Source organism: Maribacter sp., assembly GCA_020629415.1.
Taxonomy (GTDB): Bacteria; Bacteroidota; Bacteroidia; order Flavobacteriales; family Flavobacteriaceae; genus Maribacter; species Maribacter huludaoensis.
In genome coordinates this window covers 1-3,199 of sequence record JAHDDL010000081.1, presented here as the reverse complement: position 1 = coordinate 3,199, position 3,199 = coordinate 1, and the positions used below count along the sequence as shown (strand labels likewise).

The window sequence follows — 3,199 nt, the reverse complement described above, 5'->3', positions numbered from 1 at the left end:
GGTAAGGATATGGTAGGTTTAAAGCCCGCATTAAAGCAGATATCTAAGTTTTTTCTCCTTAAATCTGTCATCCAAGCAATATCGTTATAAGATTTTGAGTCAGGTTGGTCTGTTACCTTAGTTTTTTGCTCTTCTTTATCTTTTGGGCCGAACAGCTTTTTGAAAATTCCCATAGTGTTATTATTGAAGTTTTATTTTCTAACGTTTATGAATATTCTTTGTTGAAGTCATGTTCAAAATAGTACGTTAGGATGAATAAAGGATGCCATTGGTATTTGGTCTTGCAACTATTTGTAAATCGATCAACTAAACTTTTAAACAATTTTTTGGATTTAAAAATTCGCGTTTACTTTTTAAAATCAAAGTGTCTTAAGTTCTCTTTGTAGATTGGATTTGGCATTGGCCTCATACTTGTTATAAAATATATCGGTTTTAAATATTCTGTCCATTGATAAGAAATGGTGCAAAACTTTCTTACGGCCAGGTTTATAAATAAAGGAAGGGTAGACCGCATATTCCTTTCTAACATTTTTGTAGTATAGAGTGTATGTTTCCCAACTTTGACCTAAAACGAAAAGGTCGGCATCTGTAAAATAGTTAGTGTCGCTGTCGTTTGAACTAAGGTGCGATTTGGTAGCTAAAATTTGTTTTTTACATTTTTCGATAATAGCACTGGAAACAGCAACTTCTTTTAATCGTTTTACTGCAAGATTTGCACTTTTCTCTTCGTTATCTGACTTGGTTGCGTTGTATATGATGTCGTGGTAGTATAGTGTGAATAAAATAGTATCCCAGTTTTGTATTTCTTCTTTTACATCAGTCAATTGAGCTAATAAATTGTCAAGATGCTGTAATGTATGATAATGCCTTCTATTGCCTGAATAGTTTTTTTCAATTTCTGACCATAATGTATTTATCAAACTTTTATCATCGGTATATTTTGTCAGGAGTTCATTGAATTTTTCTTGCAGCATCATTGTACATTAATATTTGTCATGGCAATTATATGCACCGGCAAATCTACCCAAGAAAGATACAATTTTCATCTAAAGTCAATAGAGCTAGTAAATTAAAATATAAAAGAAAGTAAAAGGCGAATAGTTATAAACAAGCAACCGGAACCGGTAATTCATAAACCTGCAATTGAAAATAGGGTAGGGCGGCTAATAGATGGTCAAAAATATCTGCCATTACATATTCCTAATTCTCCTATCTTTTGTTGGCACTAAAAGCATATACCTCTAAAGGTATACCCTGCGGTGTTGGTGCTAATTGTCTAACCATAAAGGTCAAGCCTTTATTTACCGCAGAATGACTTTCTAGGTAGTCGTTCACGTATTTTTTTAAATACCCCAATATTGGTCAGGTTTCTGCCGTTTATGGCTAAATTATTATTGATATTGTTTTCGGTATTTTAGGTAGTAATATACTATTTTCCATGGCGGTATATTTTAGAAGTTTGGTAGGTTTTGGATTGTAATGGTAATTTCTATTTCACTTAACTTTTTGCTTGTATTAATATTTGGGATAATACCTTTAGTTTTAAATCTCTATAATTTTGAATTAACGATAGGTAGGCATCTCTTTTCTTTTCATGGTGATTAAGGTAATAGGTATCGCAAGCAGTAGTATCACATTCAATTGCTTTACCTACGGCATTTTCATATTTGTATAATGCTGCTAGCATTAGGGCATTTTCCCTACGAATACGGTTTAGCTCTTGGTTCAATTTTGAGTTTTGTATGATGCTGTCTTCAATATCCAAATAGAACTCAATTTCCTTATTTAAAAACTCTAGTTCATCTGTCCAATTGTTAATTTCCAGTTTATCCTTCTTCACCATTATTCTTTTGTCAGACTCATGCGGATAAAATTGTTTTGATGTTATCATAATACCATATTTATATTCATATGCAGATTTTCTTGTTCAACTTTTTCTATAGTTAGTTTTTGTTCTCCGGACGGAAATTCCCAATTAATGGAATCTCCTTCACTATACCCTATAACCGCTGCGCCCATTGGTGTGAGTATGGATATTTTATTGTTCTTGATATCACTGTCTGTTGGCATTACCAGCTTGAATTTTTTGTGCCATCCGTTTTTAGAACTTATGGTAACATGGGTATTAAAGCGTATGACGTCATTATACATCTCAGATGCATCAAGAATGATAGCGGTCTCTAATTCACCAACTAATTTTTGAACAGATTTACGTAGTGTATCATCTTTATAATAACCGGATAGGTTCATAAATCTTTTGAGTACCACGTATTCTTTTTTTTCTATAACAAGATTGCCGTACTTCATTTTTTTGTTTTGTTCAGATAGTATATTATGCATTTGGCCGATTGTCATTTTAGGCGTAGCCGGAAACCAAGAATTGTTTGTTTTCAAATAATTACGACTACGCCCATTTTGGCGCTATTGGCTATATACTGTTTAAAATCATTATTGTTTAAAATTTATGATTATCAAGGAAAAATACCGCGTTGTACATATGCCTCTTCTAAACGTTCAATAGCAATAACAAAGGCTGCGGTGCGCATGTCAACCTTTCTTTCTTTTGATGTTTTTAGAACAGTAGAGAATGATTCTTTCATTTTCTTTTCCAGTTTTTCCATCACCTCGTCTAAAGACCAAATTTCTCCATTACGGTTTTGTAACCATTCAAAATAACTACCGATCACACCGCCAGAGTTGCAAAGAATGTCCGGGATTATGTCTATACCTTTTTGTAATAAAATTTCTTCAGCGTCCACATCCGTAGGTCCGTTGGCACCTTCGGCAATTAAATAGGCTTTTACTTTATAGGCATTTTTAGCGGTAATTTGGTTGCCCAACGCTGCAGGTATACAGATATCACAGTCTAACGAAAAGAAGTCTTTACTGTCAATTGTTCTTGCCTTTGCATAACCAAGAATGCTCCCCTTATTACCTTGGGAATATTCTTGTAATTGATCTACATCTATACCATCTTCATTTGCAATACTACCATAGGCATCCTGTACTGCCGTTAAAATAGCACCTTCGTTTACCAAGAAAAAAGCAGCCCAATACCCTACGTTACCAAAACCCTGTACAATGAATTTTTTGTCCCTTAGCTTTATATTATTACTTTCTGCCCAAAATTTAATGGTTAGGAAAACTCCGTACCCGGTAGCTCTGTCACGACCTTTAGAGCCACCTGCACCAATAGGTT

At 34.0% G+C, this 3,199-nt stretch carries 4 protein-coding genes and 1 pseudogene; all 5 read right to left on the bottom strand.

Annotation, left to right across the window (positions count from 1 at the left end; translation table 11 throughout):
• Nucleotides 1–359 precede the first annotated feature (359 nt).
• On the bottom strand, nt 360–977 hold the full coding sequence (locus QZ657_RS17200; protein ID WP_291968247.1) for a hypothetical protein: 618 nt from the start codon (nt 975–977) through the stop codon (nt 360–362).
• Between the two features lie 124 nt (nt 978–1,101).
• A pseudogene (locus QZ657_RS17250) lies at nt 1,102–1,414 on the bottom strand (mechanosensitive ion channel family protein); the annotation flags it as partial.
• A gap of 84 nt (nt 1,415–1,498) precedes the next feature.
• Nucleotides 1,499–1,891: a hypothetical protein gene (locus QZ657_RS17190; protein WP_291968246.1), complete on the bottom strand. Its 393-nt coding sequence runs from the start codon at nt 1,889–1,891 to the stop codon at nt 1,499–1,501.
• A complete protein-coding gene (locus QZ657_RS17185) occupies nt 1,888–2,340 on the bottom strand; it encodes a GreA/GreB family elongation factor (protein WP_366934185.1) in 453 nt (150 codons plus the stop codon). The genes QZ657_RS17190 and QZ657_RS17185 overlap by 4 nt, the downstream gene beginning before the upstream one ends.
• A gap of 131 nt (nt 2,341–2,471) precedes the next feature.
• On the bottom strand, nt 2,472–3,199 hold a 728-nt coding region (locus QZ657_RS17180), incomplete at its 5' end, for a Glu/Leu/Phe/Val family dehydrogenase (protein ID WP_291968245.1).